23 protein-coding genes are annotated in these 23606 nt (G+C 70.2%); 13 read left to right on the forward strand and 10 right to left on the reverse strand.

Annotated elements, in window-relative coordinates:
• Positions 1 to 18 precede the first annotated feature (18 nt).
• A complete protein-coding gene (locus ACI3KS_RS12435) occupies positions 19 to 225 on the forward strand; it encodes a hypothetical protein (protein ID WP_404918730.1) in 207 nt (68 codons plus the stop codon).
• Between the two features lie 3 nt (positions 226 to 228).
• Here the strand turns inward: ACI3KS_RS12435 and ACI3KS_RS12440 are convergent, their stop codons facing one another.
• A complete protein-coding gene (locus tag ACI3KS_RS12440) occupies positions 229 to 831 on the reverse strand; it encodes a GNAT family N-acetyltransferase (protein ID WP_404918732.1) in 603 nt (200 codons plus the stop codon).
• A gap of 49 nt (positions 832 to 880) precedes the next feature.
• Between ACI3KS_RS12440 and ACI3KS_RS12445 the strand changes: the two genes are divergently transcribed.
• Both ACI3KS_RS12445 and ACI3KS_RS12450 read left to right on the forward strand, forming a co-directional pair.
• Positions 881 to 1810, forward strand: a complete 930-nt coding sequence (locus ACI3KS_RS12445) for an aldo/keto reductase family oxidoreductase (RefSeq protein WP_404918734.1) — start codon at positions 881 to 883, stop codon at positions 1808 to 1810.
• Between the two features lie 25 nt (positions 1811 to 1835).
• Positions 1836 to 2213 (forward strand): PLDc N-terminal domain-containing protein, encoded by a 378-nt coding sequence (locus ACI3KS_RS12450; RefSeq protein WP_404918736.1) that lies wholly within the window; start codon positions 1836 to 1838, stop codon positions 2211 to 2213.
• Between the two features lie 19 nt (positions 2214 to 2232).
• Here the strand turns inward: ACI3KS_RS12450 and ACI3KS_RS12455 are convergent, their stop codons facing one another.
• Together ACI3KS_RS12455 and ACI3KS_RS12460 are read right to left on the reverse strand one after the other, a co-directional pair.
• A complete protein-coding gene (locus ACI3KS_RS12455; RefSeq protein WP_404918738.1) occupies positions 2233 to 2538 on the reverse strand; it encodes an EthD family reductase in 306 nt (101 codons plus the stop codon).
• A gap of 55 nt (positions 2539 to 2593) precedes the next feature.
• The gene (locus ACI3KS_RS12460; RefSeq protein ID WP_404918740.1) at positions 2594 to 3154 is read right to left on the reverse strand and encodes a hypothetical protein; all 561 of its coding nucleotides are present in this window, start codon (positions 3152 to 3154) and stop codon (positions 2594 to 2596) included.
• A gap of 159 nt (positions 3155 to 3313) precedes the next feature.
• On the opposite strand from ACI3KS_RS12460, the gene ACI3KS_RS12465 reads away from it, so the two are divergent.
• Entirely contained in the window at positions 3314 to 3919 is a 606-nt protein-coding gene (locus ACI3KS_RS12465) for a TetR/AcrR family transcriptional regulator (RefSeq protein ID WP_404918742.1), read from the forward strand.
• A gap of 17 nt (positions 3920 to 3936) precedes the next feature.
• Here the strand turns inward: ACI3KS_RS12465 and ACI3KS_RS12470 are convergent, their stop codons facing one another.
• The 6 genes from ACI3KS_RS12470 to hrpA are packed head-to-tail and all read right to left on the reverse strand — an operon-like array spanning position 3937 to position 12285.
• The gene (locus tag ACI3KS_RS12470; protein WP_404918744.1) at positions 3937 to 4896 is read right to left on the reverse strand and encodes an epimerase; all 960 of its coding nucleotides are present in this window, start codon (positions 4894 to 4896) and stop codon (positions 3937 to 3939) included.
• Positions 4893 to 5513: a DUF4166 domain-containing protein gene (locus tag ACI3KS_RS12475; RefSeq protein WP_404918746.1), complete on the reverse strand. Its 621-nt coding sequence runs from the start codon at positions 5511 to 5513 to the stop codon at positions 4893 to 4895. The genes ACI3KS_RS12470 and ACI3KS_RS12475 overlap by 4 nt, the downstream gene beginning before the upstream one ends.
• On the reverse strand, positions 5510 to 6436 hold the full coding sequence (locus ACI3KS_RS12480) for an NYN domain-containing protein (RefSeq protein WP_404918748.1): 927 nt from the start codon (positions 6434 to 6436) through the stop codon (positions 5510 to 5512). The genes ACI3KS_RS12475 and ACI3KS_RS12480 overlap by 4 nt, the downstream gene beginning before the upstream one ends.
• On the reverse strand, positions 6429 to 7424 hold the full coding sequence (locus tag ACI3KS_RS12485; protein ID WP_404918750.1) for a Gfo/Idh/MocA family protein: 996 nt from the start codon (positions 7422 to 7424) through the stop codon (positions 6429 to 6431). The genes ACI3KS_RS12480 and ACI3KS_RS12485 overlap by 8 nt, the downstream gene beginning before the upstream one ends.
• A gap of 17 nt (positions 7425 to 7441) precedes the next feature.
• Positions 7442 to 8386 (reverse strand): zinc-binding alcohol dehydrogenase family protein, encoded by a 945-nt coding sequence (locus ACI3KS_RS12490; RefSeq protein ID WP_404918752.1) that lies wholly within the window; start codon positions 8384 to 8386, stop codon positions 7442 to 7444.
• A gap of 23 nt (positions 8387 to 8409) precedes the next feature.
• Positions 8410 to 12285 carry an ATP-dependent RNA helicase HrpA gene (gene hrpA, locus ACI3KS_RS12495; protein WP_404918806.1) on the reverse strand — a complete coding sequence of 1292 codons (3876 nt, stop codon included), beginning with the start codon at positions 12283 to 12285 and terminating at the stop codon, positions 8410 to 8412.
• A 28-nt stretch (positions 12286 to 12313) separates the two neighbouring features.
• Between hrpA and ACI3KS_RS12500 the strand changes: the two genes are divergently transcribed.
• From ACI3KS_RS12500 to ACI3KS_RS12530, 7 genes are all read left to right on the forward strand, one after another.
• Positions 12314 to 13471 (forward strand): heparan-alpha-glucosaminide N-acetyltransferase domain-containing protein, encoded by a 1158-nt coding sequence (locus ACI3KS_RS12500; protein ID WP_404918754.1) that lies wholly within the window; start codon positions 12314 to 12316, stop codon positions 13469 to 13471.
• On the forward strand, positions 13468 to 14304 hold the full coding sequence (locus tag ACI3KS_RS12505) for an aldo/keto reductase (RefSeq protein ID WP_404918756.1): 837 nt from the start codon (positions 13468 to 13470) through the stop codon (positions 14302 to 14304). Before ACI3KS_RS12500 ends, ACI3KS_RS12505 begins: the two co-directional genes overlap by 4 nt.
• 85 nt (positions 14305 to 14389) lie before the next feature.
• Positions 14390 to 14959, forward strand: coding sequence for an FMN reductase (msuE, locus tag ACI3KS_RS12510; RefSeq protein ID WP_404918758.1), 570 nt, complete (start codon positions 14390 to 14392; stop codon positions 14957 to 14959).
• 52 nt (positions 14960 to 15011) lie between these two features.
• Positions 15012 to 16811, forward strand: a complete 1800-nt coding sequence (locus ACI3KS_RS12515; protein WP_404918760.1) for a thioredoxin domain-containing protein — start codon at positions 15012 to 15014, stop codon at positions 16809 to 16811.
• A 182-nt stretch (positions 16812 to 16993) separates the two neighbouring features.
• Positions 16994 to 18055, forward strand: a complete 1062-nt coding sequence (locus ACI3KS_RS12520) for a histidinol-phosphate transaminase (RefSeq protein ID WP_404918762.1) — start codon at positions 16994 to 16996, stop codon at positions 18053 to 18055.
• Positions 18052 to 19443, forward strand: coding sequence for an amino acid permease (locus ACI3KS_RS12525; protein ID WP_404918764.1), 1392 nt, complete (start codon positions 18052 to 18054; stop codon positions 19441 to 19443). Before ACI3KS_RS12520 ends, ACI3KS_RS12525 begins: the two co-directional genes overlap by 4 nt.
• Position 19444: 1 nt before the next feature.
• A complete protein-coding gene (locus ACI3KS_RS12530; protein WP_404918766.1) occupies positions 19445 to 19927 on the forward strand; it encodes an Lrp/AsnC family transcriptional regulator in 483 nt (160 codons plus the stop codon).
• 1 nt (position 19928) lies between these two features.
• On the opposite strand, the gene ACI3KS_RS12535 is transcribed toward ACI3KS_RS12530, so the two are convergent.
• Complete coding sequence (locus ACI3KS_RS12535) at positions 19929 to 21518, reverse strand: dolichyl-phosphate-mannose--protein mannosyltransferase (RefSeq protein WP_404918768.1); 1590 nt, start codon at positions 21516 to 21518, stop codon at positions 19929 to 19931.
• A gap of 36 nt (positions 21519 to 21554) precedes the next feature.
• Between ACI3KS_RS12535 and rsmI the strand changes: the two genes are divergently transcribed.
• Positions 21555 to 22385, forward strand: coding sequence for a 16S rRNA (cytidine(1402)-2'-O)-methyltransferase (rsmI, locus tag ACI3KS_RS12540; protein ID WP_404918770.1), 831 nt, complete (start codon positions 21555 to 21557; stop codon positions 22383 to 22385).
• Positions 22382 to 23476: a LacI family DNA-binding transcriptional regulator gene (locus ACI3KS_RS12545; protein ID WP_404918772.1), complete on the forward strand. Its 1095-nt coding sequence runs from the start codon at positions 22382 to 22384 to the stop codon at positions 23474 to 23476. The genes rsmI and ACI3KS_RS12545 overlap by 4 nt, the downstream gene beginning before the upstream one ends.
• The last annotated feature ends 130 nt before the right edge of the window (positions 23477 to 23606 follow it).

Raw genomic sequence — 23606 nt, forward strand, 5'->3', positions numbered from 1 at the left:
GCAACGACAGGAGACGCCGTGATCCTCAGCTTCATCTTCTTCATGATCCTCTTCCTGGGAGGCATCTACCTCATGGGCCTCGCGCAGTCGCTCGAGGACTTCCAGGCGATCGTCTTCTGCGCCGGCCTCATCATCGTGAGCCTCTCGATCGCGTTCATGATGCGCGAAGGCCGCAACGGTGCCACGCGCCGCTCGAACAGCTGGTCGGGCAAGTCGACCGAGTGACGGTCAGGCTCGCTTCGCGAGCCGCATCTCGAGATTCGCCTTCACGGCGGGCCACTCCGGTTCGATCACCGAGTACTCGACGCTGTCGCGCAGCGCTCCGTTGCGATAGCGCGAAATCGCCCGCATCACACCGTCCTGTTTCGCCCCCAGACGCTCGATCGCGGCGCGGGACTGGAAGTTCACCCACTGGGTCGTGAGGCCGACCCGGAACACCCCGAGCTCCTCGAAGGCGTGCCTCATGAGCAGCAGCTTCGATTCGGCGTTCGTGCCGGTGCCGTGCGCAGACGGGCGGTTCCAGGTGTAGCCGATGTGCAGACGAGGCACCTCGGCGACGAGATCGTAGAACGACGTCATGCCTAGTACGCGCCCTGCAGCGTCGAACGCCGTGAACGGTACCATCTCACCGGATGCCGCGAGTCCGAGCCGGCGTTCGATCTCGGCGGAGAGGCCCTCGGGCGACGGCACCGACGTGTACCAGGCGTTCCGCCACAGGTCGCCCTCCTGCAGCGCCTCGAGCAGGCCGTTGTGTTGCGCCGCCTCGAGCGGGCGGAGCTCGACCAGGCGGCCGGAGAGAGTGACGGGCGCAGGAGTGGAACGGAAGGCCATGCCCCCATCCAACCATCGCCGTCCCTCACCAGCCGGTAGCGTGGTGCGCATGAAGACCGTTCCCTTCGGCACCTCCACCGCTCCCGCCATCGTCGCCGGGATGATGCGCATCGACAGCAAGGACGACGCGCAGATCCGTGAGCTCTACGACGCCGCCCGTGAGGCGGGCATCGACTTCTTCGACCACGCCGACATCTACGGCGGACGCATGCACTTCTGCGAGGAGCGGTTCGCCGCCGCGCTCGATCTGACCGCCGCCGAGCGGAGCGAGATCACGCTGCAGACCAAGTGCGGCATCGTGCCCGCTCAGGGCATGTTCGACTTCTCCTACGAGCACATCGTCCGTCAGGTGGAGGGCTCGCTCGCCGCCCTGCGCACCGACTACATCGACGTCCTGTTGCTGCACCGTCCTGATGCGCTGGTCGAGCCGGACGAGGTGGCCAGGGCGTTCGACGAACTCGAGGCCGCTGGTAAGGTCCGCGCCTTCGGCGTCTCGAACCACACCCCGCGGCAGATCGATCTACTGCGCACCTCGGTCCGCCAGCCGATCGTCGCCAACCAGCTGCAGCTGTCGATCACGCACGCCCCGATCATCGCGCAGCCGATCGCGGCGAACATGGTCGCCGAAGAGCAGAGCGTCGTCCGCGACGGCGGAGGGATCGTCGAGTACTGCCGCATCAACGGCATCACCGTGCAGGCATGGTCGCCTTTCCAGGGCGGCTTCTTCACCGGCGTCTTCCTCGGCAACCCTGATTACGCCGAGCTCAACACCGTGATCGACCGTCTGGCAGCGGTGCACGACGTCACCCCGATCGCGATCGCCACCGCGTGGATCACCCGTCATCCGGCGGGGATGCAGGTGGTGCTGGGCACCACGACGCCCGAGCGTGTGCGCGAGGCGGCGGCGGGTGCCGACGTCGTGCTCACCAGGGCGGAGTGGTACGAGCTCTATCGCGCCGCAGGACACCTGCTTCCCTGACCTCGGAGTCGTCTACCCTGAGATCATGGCGTTCCTGCTCTCGATCCTCGTCATCGCGCTGATGATCGGCGCGCTGGTCGACATCATCACGCGCGATGACGCGCAGGTGCGATTCCTGCCCAAGATGGTGTGGCTCATCCTCGTGATCCTGCTGCCGCTGATCGGCAGCATCCTGTGGTTCGCGATCGGCCGCGAGTACTCCGAGGCGGGGGTTCGGATGCCGCGCATGCGTCGGGCCGCTCCCTCGCCGCGCCCGCAGGCACCGCCGCCCGCGCCGCACCCGGTGGACACCCGCACGACCGAGCAGCAGATCGAGGATCTCGACCGGGAGATCGAGGAATGGCGGCTGCGCAGCGAGATCGAGAAGCGCAAGAGCGACCCGTCCCCTGACGCGGACTCCTAGACCCTGCCGGCGGAGGCCGTCACTCCGGCTCGATGTCGGAGAACAGCCCCGTGAACGGCACCCCGGTGCCGATCAGCCGCTGGAAGAACTCCCTGGCCACAGGGGTGGCCACGGCCGCCGACGCGGCATCGTAGGACTCGAAGTACAGGTCGAGCGTCCGGTGCGCGGGAGTCGGTGTTCCGTCCTCCTTGGGCCAGACCTTCGCCGACTCCGTGCGCTGGAGCCCGGGGAGTCGCGCGGCGAGGGTGTGGATCTGCGGGTAGATCTTCTCGAACGCCGCGGGGTCTGCGGGGTTCTCGATGACGAGGGTGATCTTGGTGGTCATGATGCTCTGTCTTTCTTGGTGTTGTGTCGTGGTCGTGGGTCGAGTGCGGTGACGTTCACACGGCAGTCCGCTTCCGGAGCATCGCCGACAGGCGGATGCCCGAGATCAGGAAGAACACTGCTCCGAGCAGGGCATAGCCGGCGACGCCGATGATCGTGCCGTCGCCGCGCAGGCCCTGCAGGAGGAAAGCGGCGCCGGCGAAGAGGGAGATCCCGCCGGAGAGCATCTGTGGCACCTGTCCGCCCGCGCGGCGATTGCGGATGGCGGTGATCAGCTGCGGCAGGCCCGCACCGATCGCCCACGCGCCCCACACCGTGAGCGCGACGGCGGGGGAGGTCGATGCCCACCCCAGGACGATCGCGACGACCGTGCTGACGACGACATTGGCCCATTCCGACGCCTTCGCCCGGCGGGACCCGCCCTCGGCGCGGATCTGCCAGAACACCGACGCCGCGTCGAACAGCGGATACACGACGAGCAGGACGGTGAGGAGAGGACCGACGGCGCCGCCGGTCGAGATCAGCAGCGCCGCCCAGACGACGGTGAATCCGGCCCGGACGACATAGAGGCGGCGCAGCGCGCGGCGCAGGGCGGGAGAGGGGAGGGAATCGGACATGATCGGCCTTCTCTGAGGATGTTCGTCTAGTAGAGTTACTAGTACGTCTACATGGTGACCGTAGTTCATCGCCGCGCGGAGCGCAAGCACCGGCCGACCGCGAAGCATGGAATCCTTGACGAAGCGCCGCAACCTGCTCGACCGAGACCGGAGCCCGAAGTGCACGATGAGACGACCGCCCTCCCGGCGACGGCATCACCCGCGAGGAACACACGACAGCGGATCCTCGATGCCGCGAACGACCTCTTCTACGAGCACGGCATCCGGGCGACGAGCGCAGATCGCATCATCGAGCAGGTCGGCATCACCAAGGTCACGTTCTACCGGCACTTCCGCACGAAGAACGACCTCGTCGTCGCTTACCTCGAACGGCAGTCAGCGGCGGAGCAGGCGTGGATGAACAGCACCGTCGACGACGGCGATCCGCTTGCCACCATGCACACCATCGCGGCCGACATCGGCACGGCCAGCTGCAGCCCGGGCTTCCGCGGGTGCGCGTTCATCAATGCGGCTGCGGAGTACCCCGATCCGCACGACCCCGTCCGCCTCGCGGTGGCGGCGCACCGCGAGTGGATGATCGGCTTCTTCGCCGGGGTCGCCGGGCGGGCCGGAGTCCGTGATGCCGGCTCCGTGGCGAACCAGCTGATGATCCTGCGGGACGGGGCCATGGTCAACGGGTATCTCGGAGACCCCCTCGCACTGGCGACGTCTCTGGATGCCGGATTCTCGTCGATACTCGGCGCGGGCAACGCAGCAGGGGACTGACTGCACCGGCTCGAACGCTAGACGAGGTCGAAGGACTCGCGGATCGCAGGTTCGAGGGACGGGTAGCGGAACTCGAACCCGGCAGCGCTGAGCTTCTCCGGCAGCACCCAGCGGCTCTTGAGGACGAGCTCGGTCTCGGTGCGGATGCCGATGGCGCCCAGCTCGAGCATCCACCGCGGCATCGGGGGGCCGATGCGCACCCCCAGCCCCCGCCGCACCGTGGCCATGAACGCCACGTTGTCGACCGGGTGCGGCGCAGCGGCGTTCACCGGGCCGTCCAGAGTCGGCGTCTCCTCGAGGAATTCGATGATGCGGGCGACGTCCTCGACATGCACCCAGCTGAAGCGCTGGCGCCCGCGCCGTGCACCAGGCAGGTGCGCGGTCCCCGCCTCGCGCCGCGCACGGGAGACCGGCCAGCGGCCGTCGTACTGCGCGCCGCCGAGACCCAGCCGGGCGAGTGAGCGGATCGGTCCCAGCACGCCGCCGTGACCGAGCACGATGGCGGAGCGCAACGCCACGCGCCGGGTCTGCGGCAGGTCATCTGCGAACAGCGCCTGCTCCCAGGCCTTGGCGACCTCGACCGAGAACCCGGAGCCGATCTCACCGGTCGACTCCGTCATCGGACGGTCCTCGGCGTGCCGGTAGATCGTCGCGGTCGACGAGTTCACCCAGAGCGCGGGCGGAGCGGACGCACGCGCGATCGCCGTGCTGAGTGACGACGTCGTCTCGAGACGGGACCGGAAGATCTCCGCGCGATTCTCCGGCGTGTACCGGCAGTTGACGCTCTTACCTGCCAGGCCGATGACGAGCTCTGCGCCGTCGACGGCACGATCGATCGCCGTCTGGTCGCCCCAGGCGATATCGGCTCCCGACCGCGAGATCGTCAGCACCTCTCGGCCGGCCTCCCGCAGCCGCGGTAACAGGTATCGGCCCATGAATCCCGTTGAGCCGCCGATCACGACGCGTCCTGTGCTCATCGCTGTGCCTCCTCGATCCGATAGTCGAACGATCCTCGGTACTCGTAGAGCCGGCCGAGAACGGGGGCGTCGATCGTGAGCTCGACCCGCTGGCGTTCGACGTCGTCGTCATAGCGCTCAGAGAGACGGACCACGGGGGACAGGAAGCGAGGCAGTCGCAGCCGCAGACCGCCGAGACGGATGCCGACCGCCCGGCTCGTGAGTCGCAGGCCACCGCGATGCACGTCGAGATCGAAGCAGGCGGCTATCAACCCTGGCTCCCCGAGTTCGTCGACGACCCTGCCGTGCCGGGTCAGCGCGACCGCGTCGTGCATCGTCCAGTCGCCGGAACTCAGATAAAAGGTGCGCTCCGCGATCGCACGCGAGGCGATCGTGCGGTTCTCGACGCGGAACGGCACGTCGCGCTCGTGGCCGGCGGCGATGACGCCGTGTCGTTCGAGCATCCGCAGCACGGGCCACAGCCAGCGGCGCGGCGTGCCGACCACATCGAATACACCCTCGCCGATGCCGACACGGCCCTCGGGGATCGCCGTGAAGTACGCGCGCAGCCGCGGATGCAACTCGTCGATGCGTTCCCCGAGCGCCCGTGCATAGGGGGACTGCGGAACCGGCGTCACCGATCCCGCAGCTTCACGAGCCGCTCGTGACCGGTCTCCTCGAGCTCGGCGAGATCGTCGCGCGACTTCAGGAACTCCGAGAACGAGCGGTAGCCGAGGGCCTTCTCACTGAACGAGGGATCCATCCGGCGCATGTGCGTCTTCACCGCCGAGCTGTGCAGCCACTCGTCGGCGTCCGCTTTGTCATGACCGAGGCGCAGAGCACGCTGGAGCAGCTCCGTGGCCTCCGCCTGCTCGTCCTGATTCGCGGCCGGCACGACCTTCGCCCGCGCTGCCCGGGTCTTCGGGGCCTTGCTCTTGGTCGCCGGTTCCGAGGTCTCGACCACCTCGACGGTCGCAGGCGCGCTCCGATTCGGCCGCACCACGCCGGGCAGGGAGTCGTACGACTCGAACTCGTCGCACGCCGCGGCCAACGACTTCGCCGTGGAACCCGCGACGCCGACGCCGATGACGTAGCGGCCGAGGCGCTTGCACCGCTGCGCCAGCGGAACGTAATCGCTGTCGCCCGCGACGATCACGGCGTGCGTGAGGTCGGGAAGCCGGAACATGTCCTCGACGGCATCGACGGCCAGGCGGATGTCCGCGCCGTTCTTGGCGTACGCCGCGGCGGGGAACAGCTGCACGAGATCGACCGCCCTCGCGACGAGCTGTGAGCGGTACTCGGCGTTCACCGGGGACGACCAGTCCGCGTAGGCCCGTGTGAGCACCAGGGTGCCGAAGGACGCCGCATAGTCGATGATGGCGCCGACATCGATCATCGCCGCCTTGAGCCGCTCGGTGACCTCGGGATCGTCGGGCCGTTCCACGATGCGCTGGCGGTCCTTGCCGTAGGCGTTGCGCCCGTGCACCCGGTCGTACCAGGAGATGACGATGTTGTCGAAGTCCAGATAGACGGCGACGCGCGCCTCGGATGCCTCAGCCATGGTGGTCCTCCTCGTTCGGGTATCGCACGCCGATCTGCGCCCTCACCTCATCGAGCGTGCCGATGATCGCGACGCTCTCGGCGATCGGCAGCAGGTCGGAGTCGCGCTCGCCGTCGGCGATCAGTCGTTCGGCCGCCAGCGCCTGGTACTCCATGCCGCGTCCGGCGACCTCGGACGAGTACTCCTCGATCACCGCGCCGTCGGGCCGCACCACGCGGAAGCTCGTCGGGGTGTACCAGACCCGATCGATGTCGATGCGCGCGTCGGTGCCGATGATGCTCGCGGCGTCGGGGCCGGCGGCCCTGGACGACGACAGGGTGGTCGAGAGCGCGCCGCCCGCGTGCGTCATCACGGTCGCGACCTCGGTGTCGGCGCCGGTGTCGCCGAGTCGCGCGACCGCCCGCACGCTCGTCGGAGCGCCCAGCACATCCGACACGAACGAGATCGGGTAGATCCCGAGATCGAGCAGTGCACCGCCGCCGAGTGCGAGGTCGTTGAGCCGGTGCGTCGGGTCGGAGGGGAGGAGCTGCGTGTGATCGGCGGTCACCGCGCGGATGTCGCCGAGCGTGCCCGCCGCGATGATCTCGCGTATGCGCGCCATGTGCGGCAGATAGCGGGTCCACATCGCCTCCATCACGAGCAGGCCGCGCTCGGCGCCGAGCCGCTGCAGATCCTCGGCCTCGGCCCTGTTCACGGTGAAGGCCTTCTCGACGAGCACGTGCTTGCCCGCCTCGAGCGCGAGCCGTGCGTTCGCGTGGTGCAGCGGGTGCGGGGTGGAGACGTAGACGATGTCGATCTCGGTGTCCGCCACGAGGGCCTCGTAGGACGCGTGCGCACGAGGGATGTCGAAGCGCTCGGCGAAGGCGTCGGCGGATTCCTGCGAGCGCGACCCCACGGCGGCGAGATCGAGGCCCGCGGTGCGCAGATCAGCGGCGAAGGCGCCGGCGATGCCGCCGGTCGCGAGGATTCCCCATCGAAGACCAGTCATGGACCCAGCCTATGGCGTCAGGGGACGAGCACGATCTTGCCGTCGGCCGCATGCGACTCGACCAGTTCATGTGCGCGCGCGGCCTGATCGAGCGGGAGCTCCTGGCCCAGTTCGACCACGAAGTCGCCAGCGGCGATGAGCGCGATCGTCGCGGGCACGGCCTCGGCGCGCCAGGCGAGCTCCTGCTCGGTGAGGGGGACCGGGGAGCCGCCGGAGAACGCACGGATGCCGAAGGACGCGGCATCCGGTCCGCGCACGATCGTCGCGATGCGGTCGCGGTCCTCGACGAGGGCGAGGGAGGTCTCGATCGCCTCGTCGGTCCCCGCTCCGTCGAGGGCGACCGTCACGGGCCCTGGTGCGACCTCGCGCACCCGCTCCAGAAGACCGTCGCCGTAGGCGACCGGGATCGCCCCGAGGTCACGCAGCTGCTCGTGTCGGGCCGGCTTGCCGGTGGCGATCACGGTCGCGCCCCAGGCGACGGCGAACTGGACCGCCGCCTGACCCACGGAGCCCGATCCCGCGTGCACGAGCAGCACGTCTCCCTCGGCGACGCCGAGAGAGCGCAGGGACTGGTACGCGGTGCCCGCCGGGATGCCGACACCCGCGGCCTCAGCGGCGGTCACGCTGTCGGGGAGGAGCGTCAATCGCTCGGACGGGACGGCGAGTTCGGAGGCGTACGTGCCGAGGGTGTCGCGGATCGCGACGCGGTCGCCGATCGCGAACCCGTCGACTCCGGGACCGACGCTCGTGACGACGCCCGCACCGTCGGTGCCGACGCGCCGCGGTTCCTCGATCGGCGGGGAGGGGCGCTTACCGCTGCGCAGTTTCGCGTCGATCGGATTGACACCGGCCGCCTCGATCCGCACGACCACCTCGCCGCTGCCGACGACGGGCTCGGGGATCTCGATCTGATGGAGGACGTCGGGGGAGCCGAACTCGGTGTACACGATCGCGCGGGTCATGCGACCAGGCTACCCGCGGCGGATCACCGGGCGGCGAGCGCCTTCGTGATCCGCTGGGGCGAGACCGGCTGCGCGGTGCCGAGTCGCTGCGCGAACACGCTGATGCGGTACTCCTCGAGCAGCCAGCGCGTCTCGACGAGGTGCGGGGCTGCGCCGGGCGCGAGAGGGAAGGTGCCGCCGGCGTCGGTATAGGCCGCCGCCATGCGTTCGTACTCGCTCATCCGGGTACGGTCCTTGCCGGGTTCGCTGGCGAGCGTCTTCAGACGGTCGAGCATTCCGTCGAGGTAACGCGGGAAGTGCGCCAGGCGATCGACGCCCGCTGCCGAGATGAACCCGGGATGCAGGAGAGCGGTCAGCTGTGTGCGGATGTCGTTCAGCGGGCCGAGGAGGGCGAGCGAGTTCTGCGACTTGATCGCGCGTTCCACGTCGCGGGACTTCGTCAGGATCCGCGCGACGAGCGAGACGCAGGCGAAGAGCTCGTCGACGAGGGTGGCGGAGATCTGGTCGCGCGCGGCCTCGAACGCGGCGCGCGTGCGGATGGGGCCGCGGGAGTCGAGGGCGCGGCGGGCCACCGCCGCCCTGGCGTCCTCGATGAGGGCGGCTGCGTTCTGGTACGGCGATGCGGCGAGCGCGAGCTTCTCCTGACCGGTCAGGTGCTCCTGCACGTACGACGATGGGGTCGGGACGCCGAGGAGGACGAGCCGGAGCACGCCGTCACGGGTCGCCTCGGCTGCGGCATCCGCTGTGGCTTCGACGCGCACCGCGACGGTCTTGCCCTGATCGACGATCGCCGGGTACCCCCGCACCACGCCGCCGGCGACGCGGGTGTCGAGAACCTCGGGGAGGTCATCGAATGTCCAGGCGGTGAGTCCCTCCTGCTCGATCGGCGCGCGGACGGAGGCGGCGGCGACGGCGGATGCCCGGTCGGAAGCGCCGCGTGCCGGAGCGCCGAGCGATCGGCTCACGCTGCTGCGGGCGCGATCGGCGAGCTTCGACTGCAGCGCCCGCAGGTCGCGTTCCGATCCGACCACGCGGCCGCGTTCGTCGACGGCACGGAAGTTCATGCGCAGGTGGGCGGGCACACGCTCGTCGTCGAAGTCGTCCGCCGACACCCGCTGGTTCGCCAACGGCTGGATGAGCCGCGCGAGCGCCTCCTTCAGCGTGCGCGTGGGGCGTCCGCCGTGGTTCTCCGGACCGTCTTCGGCGAGCTCTGCGCCGAACCTGTCGGCCCAGTCGGCGGCCGGGACGACATGACGGCGTATGGCCTTCGGCAACGCCCGCAGCAGACCGGTCACGAGTTCGGCGCGCAGCCCAGGCACCTGCCAGTCGAAGCCGGTGTCCTCGATCTGGGCGAGCAGCGCCAGGGGGACGACGACGCTCACGCCGTCGTCGGCCGCGCCCGGTTCGAACCGATAGGCCAGCCCCAGCACCTGGTCGCCCTGCGACCACCGGGTCGGGAACTCGCTGCGATCTGCGCGGCTGTCGTCGTCGACGAGGTCGGCCTCGCGCATGACGAGCAGCTTCGGCGTTGCGGTGAGCGCGTCGCGCCACCACTTCTCGAACGAGCGCACGTCGAACACCTCGGCGGGGATGCGCTCGTCGTAGAAGCGGAACACCGCCTCGTCGCCTGCGAGGATGTCGCGTCGGCGCTCCCGCTCCTCGAGCTTCTCGAGGCGCTTGCGGAGCTCGGCGTTGCTGCGCCAGAAGGCGCTGACCCGCTTGTCGATGCGGCTGGGATCCCATTCGCCGTCGACCAGCGCGTGCCGCACGAACATCTCGCGGGACGCGGCGCGGTCGATGCGGGCGAACTGCACCCGGCGGCGGGGGATGATCTCGACTCCGAACAGCGTGACCTTCTCGAAGGCCACGGCCGCGCCGGCGTCCTTCGACCAGTGCGGTTCGCTGACCTGCCGCTTGGCGAGGTCGCCGGCGAGAGACTCCGCCCATGCGGGGTCGATCGACGCGACGGTGCGTGCGAAGGTGCGCGAGGTCTCGACGATCTCGGCGGCCATGACCGCCTGCGGGCTCTTCTTGCGCAGGCCCGAGCCGGGGAAGATCGAGAAGCGGATGCCGCGCGCGCCGCGGTACTCGGCGGTGCGGCGCTTCTTGGGGTCGGCACCCTTGCCAGTGGTGCGCTCGTCGAGGATGCCGATCTGCGAGAGGAGTCCTGCCAGGAGCGCGCGGTGCACGGCATCCGGATCGGCCGTCGTGTCTTCGCTCCGGTCGCGGACCAGGGTGCGCAACTGGCGGTGCACATCGAACCACTCGCGGACGCGGACGTAGTTCAGATGCTCATTGCGGCACATGCGTCGGAAGGCGCTGGAGCCGAGCTCGCGCTGCTGCTCGCGCAGATGGTTCCACAGGTTCAGCAGCGCGAGGAAGTCGCTCGTCGGATCGGTGAAGCGCGCGTGCAGGCGATCCGCCTCATCGCGCACGCCCTGTGACGCCTCGGCGGACGGGCGTTCGCGCACGTCCTGGATCGACAGCCCGGCGACGATCGGGAGCACCGCACCGATGACGCCGGTGCGACCGGCTTCGACGATCATGCGTGCGAACCGCGGATCCATCGGCATGCGCGAGATGTCGCGACCGATGCGGGTCAGGGTGACCCTGTCTTCCGGTCCCTGAGCCTGTCGAAGGGCACCCAGCTCGGTGAGCAGGTCGAACGCGGATTTGACCCCCCGAGAATCGGGCGGCGTGAGGAAGGGGAAGTCCGTGATATCGCCGAAGCCGAGCGAGAGCATCTGCAGCACGACCGAGGCGAGCGAGGTGCGCAGGATCTCGGGTTCGGTGAACTCGGGGCGACCGGTGAAATCGTCCTCGGCGTAGAGACGGATCGCGATGCCGTCGCTCGTGCGGCCGGCTCTTCCCGACCGCTGATTGGCGGATGCCTGCGAGACCGGTTCGATAGGCAGCCGCTGCACCTTGGAACGGTTGCTGTACCGCGAGATGCGGGCGGTGCCGGTGTCGATGACGTACTTGATACCCGGTACCGTGAGGCTCGTCTCGGCGACGTTGGTCGCGAGCACCACGCGGCGACGGATGCCGGCGACCGTCGATCGCTCGAACACGCGATGCTGTTCGGCGGCGGAGAGGCGGCCATAGAGCGGGAGCACCTCGACGGGCGCGGTCTGTGATCGGTATGCGCCGCGGACCGCGTCGGCCGCGTCGCGGATCTCGGCCTCGCCGGGCAGGAACACCAGCACGTCGCCGGGAGCCTCACGATCGAGCTCGCGCAGCGCGGCGACGATCTCGCCCACCTCGTCGTCCTCCGACTCCTCGGTGCGCGCCCGGTAGCGGATCTCCACCGGGTACGTTCGCCCCGACACCTCGATGATCGGGGCAGGGCACCCCTCGGCATCCGCGAAGTGCGCCGCGAAGCTCTCAGGGTCGATCGTCGCCGAGGTGATGATCACCTTGAGGTCGGGCCGCTCCGGCAGGATGCGCACGAGATAGCCGAGCAGGAAGTCGACGTTGAGCGAGCGCTCGTGCGCCTCGTCGATGATGATCGTGTCGTAGCGGCGCAGCAGCCGGTCGCGATGGATCTCGTTCAGCAGGATGCCGTCGGTCATCAGCGCGATGCGCGTCTGGTCCGACACCTGATCGGTGAAGCGGACCTTGTAGCCGACGAGGCCGCCGAGATCGACCTGCAGCTCCTCGGCGACACGCTCGGCGATCGTGCGCGCCGCGAGCCGCCGGGGCTGCGTGTGCGCGATGCGCTCGCGGCCCAGTTCGAGCGCGATCTTGGGCAGCTGCGTCGTCTTGCCCGACCCGGTCGCGCCGGCGACGATCACGACCTGGTGGTCGCGGATGGCGTCGGAGATCTCGTGCCGGGCGGCGCTGACCGGCAGCTCCGGGGGATAGGCGATCACGGGGGAGGACATGGCCCTCCATCGTATGACGCCGCGGCCCGCCTACGATCATCGGGTGAGCAGTCTGCAGCGGTGGGTCCGCGAGTTCGGCCGTCCCCCACGCATCCTCGGCCTCGACGTGGCCAGAGGTCTCGCGATCATCGGCATGGCCGGAGCGCACATCGGCGACGCGCCCGACCTCGTCTGGAGCGACCCCGAGACCTGGGCCGGGATCGTGCACGGCCGCTCATCGATCCTGTTCGCCGTGCTCGCCGGGGTGTCCGTCGCCCTGATGACCGGACGCTCGGCCGGACCCGACCCGCAGCGGCTGCCGAGCATCCGACTGGGGCTCGTCGGGCGAGGTGCGGTCGTCTTCGTCATCGGCATCCTGCTCGAATACCTGAACACGCCGATCGCCGTGATCCTCACGCTCTACGGACTCATCTACGTCGCGGTGATCCCGTTCCTGCGCTGGCGGCCCTGGCAGCTGCTCACCGCCGCCGGCGGGCTCGCACTGCTGGGGCCGGCGCTCCTGGCACTCGTGAACGCGCTCACGCTGCATCCGTTCGGCGCCGGCATCGGCTTCGTGATCTCGGGCAGCTATCCGATCACGGTGTGGATGGCGTTCGTCTTCGCGGGCATGGCGCTGGGGCGGCTGCACGTGGACACGATCCGCACGGCCGCCCTCACGCTCTTCACCGGCATCGGTCTCGCGATCATCGGCTACGGCCTGGGTGCGGTGGGCGTCGCGTGGGGAGCGGCGGCGGATCCCGGCATCCCCTACCAGGAGGCCGCCCCCGGGTGGGACGGCTATCCGGAGTCGCTGATCGCCACGGATCCGATCGGCTCGATGATCCGCGCGGTGCTGGCCGTCGACGCGCACAGCGGCGGCACCGCCGAGATCCTCGGATCGGGAGGATTCGCGCTCGCCGTGATCGGAGCCTGTCTGCTCGCGAGCCGCGCGTTCCGGGTGCCGCTGCTGCCACTCGGCGCTCTCGGCTCCATGCCGCTGTCGGCATACAGCGCGCACATCCTTGTGATCGCTCTCATCTCCGGACCGGGGGCCTTCTACACCGACGGGCTGTTCTGGGTGATCCTTTCGCTCGGGCTCATCCTCGTCGCGACCGTGTGGTCGGTCTTCGCAGGTCAGGGTCCGCTCGAGCGCCTCACCGCTCGGGCGGCGCGGGCGATGGCGGCCCCGCCGTCCGCGGCCCGTCCTAGGCTGGATGCATGACGATTCCTGCACTCGAACTGAACGACGGCCATTCCATCCCGCAGCTCGGCTACGGCGTCTTCAAGGTGCCCGCCGACGAGACCGAGCGTGCGGTGAGCGAAGCCCTCGAGATCGGCTACCGCCACATCGACACCGCTGCGATCTACGGCAACGAAGAGGGCGTGGGCGCGGCGATCGCCGCCTCCGGCATCGCTCGCGATGAGCTCTTCATCACCACCAAGCTCTGGAACGACCGCCATCACGGCGAGGAGCCCCGCGCCGCGATCGGCGAGAGCCTCGAGAAGCTCGGCCTCGAACAGGTCGACCTCTACCTCGTGCACTGGCCGACGCCCGCCAAGGACGACTACGTGCACGCCTTCGCGAAGCTCGTCGAGCTGCGTGAGGCGGGGCTGACCCGCAGCATCGGCGTCTCGAACTTCCTCGTCGAGCACCTCGAGCGCACGGTGGCCGAGACGGGCGTCACCCCCGCGGTCAACCAGATCGAGCTGCACCCGGCGTACCAGCAGCGCGACGTCGTCGAGTGGGCGACGGCGCACGGCGTGCGCATCGAGTCGTGGGGTCCGCTCGGTCAGGGCAAGTACGATCTGTTCGGCACCCCGGCGATCGCGGATGCCGCGTCGGCGCACGGTGTGACCCCCGCGCAGGCCGTGCTGCGGTGGCACCTGCAGAAGGGCTTCATCGTGTTCCCGAAGTCGGTGCGCCCCGAGCGTCTGCGCGAGAACCTCGACGTGTTCGGCTTCGAGCTGACGGATGCCGAGATCGCGGCGATCGACGCTCTCGACCCGCTCGACGGCAGCGGCCGCGTCGGTGCGCACCCGACCGAGGTGAACTGAGTCCCCACGCTCGCACCCCGGCCTTCCATGACGCCCCGTGTCGCTTCGCGCGACGCGGGGCGTCGTCGTGAGTAGCGTCGAGGGCATGACTGATCCGTACCGCGTCGTCGCCGTCTCCGGCTCGCTCCACGAGCCGAGCAAGACCACCGCGCTCATCCGTGCGATCGCCGCCGCGATCGCCGAGCGCGCTGAGGTGACGGTCGAGGTGATCGAGCTCACCGACATCGGTCCGTCGCTCGCCGGTGCGCTGCGCCGGGACCAGCTTCCCGCCTCGGTCGAGGAGAAGATCGTCGCGATCGAGGAGGCCGACCTGCTCATCGTCGGCAGCCCCGTCTACCGTGCGTCGTTCACCGGGCTGTTCAAGCACCTCTTCGACTTCGTCGGCCAGTACGCGCTCGTCGGCAAGCCCGTGCTCCTGGCCGCCACAGGTGGCGGAGAGCGTCATGCCCTCATCATCGAGCATCAGCTGCGCCCGCTGTTCGCGTTCTTCCAGGCGCTCACGCTGCCGCTCGGCGTGTACGCCAGCGACACCGACTTCGATCGCTACGAGATCACGTCCGAGGTGCTCCACTCGCGCATCGCGCTCGCGGCCGAGCGAGCCCTGCCGCTCGTGAACTACGCGGCCTCGCGGCCCGTCGACCTGCTCGTCGGCTGACCCGAACATCGACAGCGCCGTTCGCCGGCCAGGGCGGCGTAGCGTTGCGAGCATGACGAACCGGCTCGCCGACGCTCTCAGCCCCTATCTGCGCGCACACGCGGACAATCCCGTGGACTGGTACCCCTGGGGCGAGGCGGCGTTCGCCGAGGCCCGCCGCCGCGACGTTCCGGTCATGGTCTCGATCGGCTACTCGACGTGTCACTGGTGCCATGTGATGGCCAGGGAATCGTTCGCCGACCCGTCGATCGCCGCGCAGCTCGCCGAGGGCTTCGTCGCGGTGAAGGTCGATCGCGAGGAGCATCCGGAGGTCGACGGCGCGTACATGGCCGCCGCCTCCGCATTCACGCAGAGCCTCGGCTGGCCGTTGACCGTGTTCACGACGCCGCAGGGTCGCGTCTTCTACGCCGGCACGTACTGGCCCCCGGAGGCGCGCGCCCCGCTGCCGGCCTTCCGCGACGTCCTCTCCGCGGTCGGCGAGGCGTGGAGCGAGCGCAGAGCGCAGGCCGAGGAGTCCGCCGAGGCGGTCTCCGACGCCCTGCGACGGGCCGCCGCGACCACACCGCAGGCGGAACCGGACGAGGCGGCGCTCGCCGCGGCGGCGCGCGCGATCGCGGCGAACGAGGACTCCCGCTTCGGCGGCTTCGGGGGCGCGCCGAAATTCCCCGTCGCGACCGTGCTGCGTTTCCTGCAGAGCCCGGTGGTGCGTCGTGCGGCTCCGGACGCGGCCGCAGTCGCCGAGCGCGCGCTCGCCGCGATGACGGCATCCGATCTGCGCGACCACGACGGCGGGTTCTTCCGCTACGCGACGCAGCGCGACTGGAGCGTTCCGCACTACGAGCGGATGCTCACCGACAACGCGCAGCTCCTCGGGGTGGCGGTCGATGCCGGCGATCGCACGGCGGCCCGGGGGATCGCAACGTTCCTCCTCGACGTGCTCCGCCGCCCCGACGGCGGTTTCGGCGCCGCCCAGGACTCCGAGTCGTGGATCGACGGCGAGCGCAGCGAGGGCGGCTACTACCTGCGCCCGCCGGTCGAACGTGAGGGCCTCGAGCCGCCGCGGGTCGACGCCAAGGTCATCACCGGCTGGAACGGACTGGCGATCGCCTCGCTGGCCCGCGCGGGAGCCGCGATGGGTGAGCCGGGGTGGATCGACGTGGCAGCGGATGCCGCGAGGGGCGTGCTCGACACGAACCGCAGCTCGCACGGCGCCATCGTGCGCACGTCCGTCGACGGCGTGGCATCGGATGCCGTCGCCACGGCATCCGATCTCGCACTGCTCGCCGAGGGGCTGTTCGCGCTCTCCGCGGCGACCGGCGATGCGGACTGGGCGCGTGAGGCGAGGGACCTGGTGGATCTCGCGCTCGACGGTGTCGGCGGGGATCCGCTGCTGGCGGCGCACGGCATCGCGGTCGCACCGGATCAGACCGACGGCGACCTGCCGTCGGACGCGGCCGCGTTGGCGGCGGCGGCTCTCACGGCCTGGCGGTTCGGCGCGGGGGAGCACTACCGGGATGCGGCGACGGAGATCGTGCGCTCGCTCACCGCGCGCGCCCTCGAACAGCCCTTCGCGCACGGCAGCCTGCTGAGCGCCGCCGCAGGGCTCGGAGAGCCGCCACGGCAGATCGTCGTGGTGACGTCGTCGTCCGACGGGGCGCTCGCCGCGGCCGCTCGCGCCGCCGATGCGGATCTCGTGGCGGTCGTGACTCCGGCGCAGGCGGCGGCCTTCGAGGCTGCGGGATTCGAGCTGTTCGACGGGCGGGCGGGCGTGCCGGAGCGCGTCTACGACTGTCGTGGATTCGTGTGCCTGCTGCCGATCAGCGACCCGGCGGAGGTCATGGCCGCGCGCTGACTTCATCGTCGGCCGCGGGCTGGGCAGTCTGCTCAGCGATTCGCGATCTGAACGGCCTCCGCTGCGCGCGGTGCGCAGGTATCGCTGCACGGATTGCCCAGTGCGCGGCATCCGGTCTAGGGTGACCCGACAGCGGCCGGACGCATCCGGCCGGCACGGATCACAGCAAGGACGCTCTGACGATGACTCTTCCCACCCGCGCCGGACTCGACGCCGTTCCCGCCTACCGACAGGGGCGCTCGGCCCCGGCAGGTGCCTCCAAGCTCTCGTCCAACGAGTCCCCGCACCCGCCGCTGCCCGCCGTGCTCGCCGCGGTGCACGACAGGCTCGGCACCATCAACCGGTACCCCGACATGAGCGCCGCGGCACTGCGTGCGCAGCTCGCCGTGCGCTACGAGGTCGATGTCGACCTCGTGACGGTGGGCGCCGGATCCGTCGAGCTCGCGGCACAGCTCATCCACGCGGTCGCGGGGGAGGGTGACGAGGTGATGTTCGCCTGGCGCTCGTTCGAGGCCTATCCGTCGCTCGTCCGCATCGCCGGCGCGACGCCCGTCGCGGTGCCGCTGAACGCCGGGCACGCCCACGATCTCGACGCGATGCTCGCCGCCATCACACCGCGCACCCGTGCGATCTTCGTCTGCAACCCGAACAACCCCACCGGGACGGTCGTGAGCGCCGCAGACCTCGAGCGCTTCGTCGCGGCGGTCCCGCAGCGCATCCTCGTGGTCATCGACGAGGCCTACGTGCACTTCGACCGCACCGACAGTTACGGGGCCGGCATCGAACTGTTCCGCCGGCATCCGCACGTCGCGGTGCTGCACACGTTCTCGAAGGCCTACGGGCTCGCGGGTCTCCGCATCGGCTACGCCATCGCCCCGCGCGAGGTCGCCGAGAACCAGCGCAAGGTCGCCGTCCCGTTCGGGGTGACCGATCTCGCTCAGACGGCGGCGCTCGCGTCTCTGGATGCGGAGGACGAGCTCGCCCTGCGCATCGACGAGGTCGTCGAGCAGCGCGATCGGCTCCACGAGCTGCTCGTGGACGCCGGATGGCCCGCCGTCGCCTCGCAGGCGAACTTCGTCTGGGTGCCGGCGGGAGACCGCACCGCGGAACTCGAGACGCTGCTCCGCGACGGAGGTGTGATCACCCGCGCGTTCCCCGGCGAGGGCGTGCGCATCTCCTCCGGGAGCGTCGAAGACATCGACCGCGTCGCCGCCGCGCTCGTGCGCGAGGAGGCGATCGCATGACCGAGGTCCCCACCACCACGACCACCACCAAGGGGCTGCACCCGGGGCTCACACGCCGGCAGATCTCGATGATGGGACTCGGCGGCGCGATCGGTGCCGGTCTGTTCGTCGGCTCCGGCCAGGCGATCGGCATCGCAGGCCCCGCGGTGCTGATCTCATACTTCGTCGCCGGCGGCATCGTCGTGCTCGTGATGGCGATGCTCGCCGAGATGGTCGCGGCGCGGCCGAGCTCCGGCGCCTTCAGCTCGTATGCGCAGAAGGCCATGGGGCGCAGCGCCGGCAGCGCGGTCGGATGGCTGTACTGGATCCAGCTCGTCGTGGTGATCGCGGCGGAGGCCACGGGCGCCGGCGGCATCATCGCGGGCTGGGTGCCCGGCATCCCCGCCTGGGTCTGGGTGCTCGTCTTCGTCGTCGCGCTCACCGCCGTGAACCTCTTCGGCGTGCGCAACTACGGCCGCTTCGAGTTCTGGTTCGCCGCGATCAAGGTCGCCGCCATCATCGCCTTCCTCGTCGTGGGGGTGTGCGCCATCGTCGGGCTGATCCCTGGCGTCCCGGCCACGGGCGTGGGCAACGTCGTCGCGCACGGCGGCTTCGCCCCGAACGGTGCGGCGGGTATCGCCGCGGCCCTCCTCATCGTGGTGTTCGCATTCGGCGGGACCGAGGTCGTCGCGATCGCGGCGGCGGAGTCCGACGACCCATCGCGGAACATCCGGCGCATCGTGCGCGAGGTGCTCGTGCGCATCCTCATCTTCTACGTCGGCTCGATCTTCGTGATCGTCGCGGTCCTGCCGTGGAACGACCCCGCCGTCACCGCCGGTCCGTTCTCGGCGGTCCTGAACACGCTCGAGGTGCCAGGTGTGGGGCTCGTGATGGACGCCATCGTCGTCATCGCGCTGTTGTCGGCCATGAACGCGAATATCTACGGTGCCTCGCGCATGGCGTACTCGCTCGGCGAGCGCGGACTCGCCCCGCTCGCCGCGACCCGCACGAGCGCGAAGGGCGTGCCCTACGTCGCGGTGCTGGCGTCGGTCGCCTTCGGCTTCGTCACGGTGGCCCTCAACTGGGCCTTCCCCGACACCGTTCTGCCCGCGCTGCTCAATGTCGTCGGGTCGACGCTGCTCGTGATCTGGACTTCGACGGCCGTGTCGCAGATCATCCTGCGGCGCCGAGCCGATCGCGCCGGGGAGGAGCTGCCGATGCGCATGTGGGGCTTCCCCTGGCTGTCATGGCTGTGCCTGGCACTGCTCGCCCTCGTGGTGGCGCTGACGATGATCGATCCCGGCGCGCGACTGCAGCTGCTGCTGACGATCGCCCTGACCGCGGCCCTGCTGCTGGTCGCTCGACTCACACGCGGCGCCTCGCGCCCCGGAGTCGTCCGGGAGCCGTGACGTGCACATCGATCGGCTCGACGCCGCTCTCATCAGACTGCTCACCGAGGAGCCGCAGCTCCCGATCCTCGAGTGCGCCCGGCGGCTCGGCATCGCCCGGGGGACGGCGACGAGCAGGCTCGCGCGTCTGCACGAGGGCGGAGTGATCGACGCGATCGTGCCACGGGTCGAACCCGCGGGCTTCGGCTACGGGCTCGTGGCGTTCTGCCTCGTCGAGATCGATCAGAAGATCGGTCACGACGAGGTCGCCGCAGCGCTCGCCGATGCGGTCCCCGAGATCGTCGACATGCACACGGTGACGGGGATCAGCGACATGCAGCTGCGCCTGGTCGCCCGCGACGCCGTACAGCTGCAGGAGGTGCTCGACCGGGTGGCGGTAGTCCCGGGGGTGGCGAGGACGGCCTCGTCGATCGCCATGCGCACGCACCTGTCCGGGCGGGTGCTGCCGCTCGTCGAGCATGTCGCTCTCGGGGTGAAGGACTGACTCAGACCCAGCCGGGCAGCCAGTTGTGCAGCAGCCAGAACTCGTACGGCACGCTCATCCCCGTCCACACCGGGTAGTAGAACGCCGAAACGGCCACGACCACGACGAGGAAGACGGCCACCGTGCGCTGACCGGCCTGACGTCTGTGCAGGGCGTCTCCCGCGCGGCCGGCGATCTCGCGCAGGGTCAGCGCGAGCGCGAGCACGAGGAACGGCATCATCGCCACCGTGTAGAACTGGAAGATCGTGCGCTCGGGGAAGAGCAGCCACGGGACCCAGGTCGCCGCCAGGCCGACGAGCGGCCAGGCGAACGCGGTGTCGAAAGTGCCTCGACCGAGCAGGAATCGCACCAGACGGTAGACCAGATAGACGGCGGCGGCGACGCCGGCCCACCAGATCAGCGGGTTCGGGATGCTGGAGACCACGGCGATGCAGTGGTCGGTGCCGCACGACGTCGTGTCGCTGTCGACCCAGACCGCCGTCGGGCGCAGCAGCAGTGGCCACTCCCACGCCGGGCTCGCGTACGGGTGGCCGCTGACCAGACCCACATGGAAGTTCAGGATCGACTGGTGGTACTTCCACAGCGCGATCAGGGGATTCGGGTCCGCGGTGCGGCCCCAGCCACCGTTCGTCACGAGCCACCCCGTCCAACTGGCGAGGTACACGACGAGCGCGGGGACGACGAGGAGGACGAACGACACCGGGCCCTGTCGGAACACCGCGGCGGAGGGCCAGAGCACGGTGCCCGCACGCCGGCGGGCCAGGGCGTCGGTCACCACGACGTAGAGACCGAAGGCGGCGAGGGCGTAGAGCCCAGACCACTTCACCGCGCAGGCGGCACCCAGCGCGACCCCCGCGGCGACGAGCCACGGGCGTCTCCAGAGCACGCGCCCCCAGAGCGGCTCCGGGGTCTCGTCATCGCGGCGCTGCACCACGGGTATGGTCCGTTCGCGGTCGATGAGCACGAACAGCACCCCGAGCATGAGGAAGAACGTGAGGATGCCGTCGAGCAGGGCGGTACGGCTCAGCACGATGCTCAGGCCGTCGATGGCCAGCAGCAGGCCCGCGATCGAGGCGACGACGACCGAGCCGCTGAGCCTTCGGGCGATGAGGTACGTGAGCAGCACCGTGCCGACCCCGAGCAGAGCGGTCGCGAGGCGCCAGCCCACGCTGTTGTCGGGCCCGCCGATCGACATTCCCAGCGCGATCAGCCACTTCCCCAGCGGCGGATGCACGATGAACGAGCCCTTCTCGTCGAGCGGCAGCTGCTGGAGGGTGAGGAAGGCCTCGTTCGCGTTCTCACCCCAGGTGCCCTCGTAGCCCAGCGTCCACAGCGACCAGGCGTCCTTGACGTAGTAGGTCTCATCGAACGCGAGCTGGTGCGGGTGCCCGAGGTTGACCAGTCGCAGCACGGCGGCGAGCAGAGTGATCACCAGCGGGGCGAACCACCGGATCATGCGGCCCCACTCAGGACCGAGCACGACCGCGTCGCGCAGCCGCTCGTAGCGCGTCGGCCTGTCGTCGAACGGGGGCAGCAGCGGCACGGGCGCGGTCGCGGGCTGCGCCCGCTCGTCGGGCCGGGGATCGGTCACCCGGTACAGCCTAGACAACGCGCATAGGCTGAACGGGTGATCATCCTCGCAGCCACTCCCATCGGAAACCTCGGCGACGCCTCGCGCCGTCTGATCGAGGTGCTCGAGAACGCCGAGATCGTCGTCGCCGAGGACACCCGCACCACCGGACGCCTCCTGCAGGCCCTGGAGATCACGAACCGTCCGCGTCTGATCGCGCTGCACGACCACAACGAGAAGCAGAAGGCGGCGGAGCTCGCCGCACTCGCCGCCGAACAGGACGTCGTCGTGGTGAGCGACGCCGGGATGCCCGCGATCAGCGACCCCGGGTACGGCCTGGTCGCCGAGGCCGCGGCCCTGGGCGTCACGGTCACGGCTATCCCCGGGCCGAGCGCGGTGCTCATGGCGCTCGCGATCTCCGGTCTGCCGACCGACCGCTTCACGTTCGAGGGCTTCCTGCCGCGCAAGCCGGGAGATCGGCGATCGGCGCTGCGTGCGCTCGCCGCAGAGCCGCGGACCATGGTCTTCTTCGAGTCCCCCTCGCGGCTCGCGAGCTCGCTCGCCGACATGGGCGCGGCGTTCGGCGACGACCGGCGGATCGCGGTGTGCCGGGAGCTGACGAAGTTCTACGAAGAGGTCAGACGCGGCACGCCGGGCGAACTCGTCGCCTGGGCCGAGAACGGCGTCAAGGGCGAGATCGTCGTCGTCGTGGAGGGGGCGCCACGACGCGTCGCCTCGACCGAGGACGCGCTCGCCCAGGTGCAGGAGCTCGTGGCCTCCGGCATCCGCCTGAAGGAGGCGTGCGCCGAGGTCGCCGCGCTCACCGGGCTGTCATCGCGCGATCTGTACCAGGCCGTGCTGACGGCGCGGAGGGGAGAGCCCGCATGACCAGGAGGGCGACGGTCTACGACGTCGCGGACCGGGCCGGAGTGTCGATCGCGACAGTGTCGCGCGTGCTGCGGCTGCCGGATGCCGTTCGTCCGGCCACCCGGGAGCGCGTCCTCGCCGCGGTGTCCGAGCTCGGGTACGTCCCCAGCGGAAGCGCGCGCGGGCTGGCCGAGCGCCGCACCGGAGTGCTGGGGCTGTACTTCCCCGGGTTCGACGCGGCGGAGGAGGCGCCGGAGCTCGACGTCCTCGCCGAGGACGCCGCGACCGTCGGCTTCACCGTCGATCGCGAGGCGGATGCCGAGCACGCCTCGGGCATGCTCTTCCTCGACGAGGTGCTGCGCGGCGCCGAGCTGGAGGCGTGGAAGCGCGGCTTCGTGCTCATGATCGGGGTCGGGCGCGACGATCCGACCCGGGAGACCGTGCGGGACATCGCCGGCCGGGTGGACGGCCTCATGGTGCTCGCGCAGAGCGTGCCCGACGATGTGCTCGCCCGCCTCGCCCAACGGATCCCGGTCGTGGTGCTGTCGGGCCCGCCGCGGGGGGATCGGTACGACCACGTCACGGTCAGCAACGCCGAGGCGATGGCGGAGGTGACGCGCCTCGTGCTCGCAGAGGCGGACCGCGGGCGCATCGCCTTCCTCGCCGGGCCCGAGGATTCTCCCGACGGCGCGGAGCGCTGGGACGGGTTCGCTGCGGCCGTGTCCGCTGCGGGGATGTCGATCGACGAGGTCGTGGTCGTCCGTGGCGACTTCACGCGCGAGTCCGGGCGGCGGGCCGTCGCCGAGCTGCTCGAGGGCGGACCGCTGTCGGCCCTGATCGCTGCGAACGACCAGATGGCGCTGGGGGCGATCGAGGCGTTCCGCGCCCAGGGCGTGCGGGTCCCGGAGGACGTGCTCGTGAGCGGGTTCGACGGCATCGAGGAGGCTGCGACCGCACGCCCCGCTCTCACGACGGTGCGCCAGCCGATGACCGATCTCGGGCGGGCCGCGGTGCAGTTGCTCGCCCGACGTCTTCAGGACCCGGGGGCCGAGCCGATGTCGGTGCGCCTGCCTCTGCGCATCCTCGTCAGGGAGAGCACGAGCAGGGCCTGATCCGGCGGCGGATCCGCATGCGATCCCAGCAGGCTGTGGCACCGCTCCCATCCCTGCTGCTGCGTGTTCTCCGAGGGTCCGACGCGCGTCCGCGGCAGATGTCAAGGGGTTGCATATCGGAAATGTATGC

Source organism: Microbacterium sp. ZW T5_45 (genome assembly GCF_044987415.1).
GTDB lineage: Bacteria > Actinomycetota > Actinomycetes > Actinomycetales > Microbacteriaceae > Microbacterium.

Bases quoted from the DNA above. Each gene is read 5' to 3' on its own strand.
- ACI3KS_RS12440 (WP_404918732.1), bottom strand. From the start codon at position 831: ATGGCCTTCCGTTCCACTCCTGCGCCCGTCACTCTCTCCGGCCGCCTG.
- ACI3KS_RS12445 (WP_404918734.1), top strand. From the start codon at position 881: ATGAAGACCGTTCCCTTCGGCACCTCCACCGCTCCCGCCATCGTCGCC.
- ACI3KS_RS12450 (WP_404918736.1), top strand. From the start codon at position 1,836: ATGGCGTTCCTGCTCTCGATCCTCGTCATCGCGCTGATGATCGGCGCG.
- ACI3KS_RS12455 (WP_404918738.1), bottom strand. From the start codon at position 2,538: ATGACCACCAAGATCACCCTCGTCATCGAGAACCCCGCAGACCCCGCG.
- ACI3KS_RS12460 (WP_404918740.1), bottom strand. From the start codon at position 3,154: ATGTCCGATTCCCTCCCCTCTCCCGCCCTGCGCCGCGCGCTGCGCCGC.
- ACI3KS_RS12470 (WP_404918744.1), bottom strand. From the start codon at position 4,896: ATGAGCACAGGACGCGTCGTGATCGGCGGCTCAACGGGATTCATGGGC.
- ACI3KS_RS12480 (WP_404918748.1), bottom strand. From the start codon at position 6,436: ATGGCTGAGGCATCCGAGGCGCGCGTCGCCGTCTATCTGGACTTCGAC.
- ACI3KS_RS12485 (WP_404918750.1), bottom strand. From the start codon at position 7,424: ATGACTGGTCTTCGATGGGGAATCCTCGCGACCGGCGGCATCGCCGGC.
- ACI3KS_RS12490 (WP_404918752.1), bottom strand. From the start codon at position 8,386: ATGACCCGCGCGATCGTGTACACCGAGTTCGGCTCCCCCGACGTCCTC.
- ACI3KS_RS12505 (WP_404918756.1), top strand. From the start codon at position 13,468: ATGACGATTCCTGCACTCGAACTGAACGACGGCCATTCCATCCCGCAG.
- msuE (WP_404918758.1), top strand. From the start codon at position 14,390: ATGACTGATCCGTACCGCGTCGTCGCCGTCTCCGGCTCGCTCCACGAG.
- ACI3KS_RS12515 (WP_404918760.1), top strand. From the start codon at position 15,012: ATGACGAACCGGCTCGCCGACGCTCTCAGCCCCTATCTGCGCGCACAC.
- ACI3KS_RS12520 (WP_404918762.1), top strand. From the start codon at position 16,994: ATGACTCTTCCCACCCGCGCCGGACTCGACGCCGTTCCCGCCTACCGA.
- ACI3KS_RS12525 (WP_404918764.1), top strand. From the start codon at position 18,052: ATGACCGAGGTCCCCACCACCACGACCACCACCAAGGGGCTGCACCCG.
- ACI3KS_RS12545 (WP_404918772.1), top strand. From the start codon at position 22,382: ATGACCAGGAGGGCGACGGTCTACGACGTCGCGGACCGGGCCGGAGTG.